Raw genomic sequence first — 2,058 nt, 5'->3', positions numbered from 1 at the left:
TGTTTCACATAAATCCGGATTTCCCAGTCTGTGAAATTAAACAACCGACCAGATTAATTCGCCCCACGAGGGATTCACACTCACTGGCACCGGCCTAATGGGAGCTGTCGGGTCGTAGAGACTCGGTGCCGTAGCCGCCAGCAGGTGAGCACTTACACCGCCGGAAGCATTGGACTTCTGAGGTCAGACCGTGCCCCTGCTGGTAGGCCGGGAGGCCAGACCGCTGATGGGGTGACGTGCCCGCCAGGCAGTGAGGCGTGAGCACTGGATCCATTAGGCCGCGTGCCGCGCCTTCCGCAGGCTGCATGGAAAGCGAAGTGCCTGACCGGAGGAGGATGAGTTGCTGCTGATCGGTGATGACTGGGCCGAGGACCACCATGACGTCGAGGTCCAGGACGCGACCGGCCGGAAGCTGGCCGCCGCGAGGCTGTCCGAGGGTGTAGAGGGGATCGCGAAGCTGCACGAGCTCGTCGCGAAGCACGGCGGCGCGGACCTGGACGCGGCCGAGGTGGTGATCGGGATCGAGACCGACCGCGGCTCGTGGGTGCAGGCCCTGATCGCCTCCGGCTACCAGGTGTACGCGATCAACCCCCGGCAGGTCGCACGGTTCAAGGAGCGGTACGGCACCTCGGGCGCCAAGAGCGACAAGGGTGACGCGCACGCGCTGGCAGACATGGTGCGCATCGACCGCGCTCAGCTGCGGCCGGTGGCCGGGGACAGCGAGCAGGCGCAGGCCGTAAAGGTCGTCGCCCGTGCCCACCAGACCCTCATCTGGGAACGCACCCGCACCTTCCAAAGGTTGCGCACCACTTTGCGCGAGTACTTCCCCGCCGCCCTGGCCGCCTACGCGGACCTGTCACTGACCAGCACAGATGCGCTGGAATTGCTGATCAAGGCGCCCACTCCCGCAGCCGGTGCGACGCTGACGCGCAGCCAGATCACAGCCGTCCTGGCCCGTGTCCGCCGGCGCAATCGGGACACGAAGACAGCCACGATCCAGGCCGCGCTGCGCACGGAGCAACTCGGCCTGCCCGGGCCGGTCACGGCCGCCTATGCAGCCACGGCGGTGGCCCACGCGAAGCTGCTGATCGCACTGAACGAGCAGATAGCCCAGCTGGAAGAGCAGGTGAAGGCACATTTTCGAGCGCACCCGGACGCTGACATCTACTTCTCGATGCCCGGCATCGCGGAGATCACCGGTGCCCGGGTGCTCGCCGAGTTCGGAGACGACCCCACCCGCTACGCCTCTGCCAAGGCCCGCAAGAACTACGCCGGCACCAGCCCGGTCACCCGGGCCTCCGGCAAGAGCCATACCGTCCAGGCCCGCTTCGTGCGCAACAACCGGCTCGCCGACGCCCTGCAGTCCCAGGCGTTCTCCGCCCTGCGGGCCTCGCCCGGGGCTCGCCACTACTACGACAAGCAGCGTGCCCGCGAAGCCGACTTCAACCCCGCCCTGCGCCAGCTCGGCAACCGGCTCGTCGGCATCCTCCACGGCTGCCTCAAGACCCACACCCGCTATGACGAAGCGACCGCCTGGTCGCACCACGCCCACTCGGAACCCCATGCGGCTTGACACCAAACGACATGGGGTGTCTGACCTGCGGATGCGGCCGGACCGTCGGGATGGTCCGGCCGATGCCGCCGACGCGGTGCGATCCCTTGGCCGGGCGACCACCCGACGAGCGCCTCGTCTGCCTTGATCCGCGTCCGGCGGACACCCATCCAGAGGGTCCGCTCTGGTGGGTCACCACGCCCGCATGTGTCACGGTGGAAGGCCATTGCGGCGTCGTGCCGCGGGCACGACGGTTCAGGTCGCTGATGCGAGGAACTTCAGCTGGACCCGGGGTGGGGAATGCTCTCGGGCTGTCCACCAAGGACTCGATGAGGGCGTGACCATCCTCGACGGAGATGATCATGAAATTGGAGATGCCTTGATCTCCAGCGCCATACTGCGCACAGCGAACCATCCGCCCCGGAGTGTGGGTGTGGGACGCCCCGTGAAGGTGCTAGGGCGTGTCTCCCAATGATTTGGGGTGTTGTGCTGCAGACTCTTCGCTG

At 66.8% G+C, this 2,058-nt stretch carries 1 protein-coding gene; it reads left to right on the top strand.

Annotated features, from left to right (window positions below; all coding sequences use genetic code 11):
* The first annotated feature begins 340 nt into the window (after nucleotides 1-340).
* A complete protein-coding gene (locus P3H15_RS53675; protein WP_276144771.1) occupies nucleotides 341-1,573 on the top strand; it encodes an IS110 family transposase in 1,233 nt (410 codons plus the stop codon).
* Nucleotides 1,574-2,058: the final 485 nt, after the last annotated feature.

It is taken from the genome of Rhodococcus sp. T2V (assembly GCF_029269925.1).
GTDB lineage: Bacteria > Actinomycetota > Actinomycetes > Mycobacteriales > Mycobacteriaceae > Rhodococcus_F > Rhodococcus_F koreensis.
The sequence above is the reverse complement of the archived record's forward strand: the minus strand, read 5'-3'. Positions and strand labels throughout refer to the sequence as shown.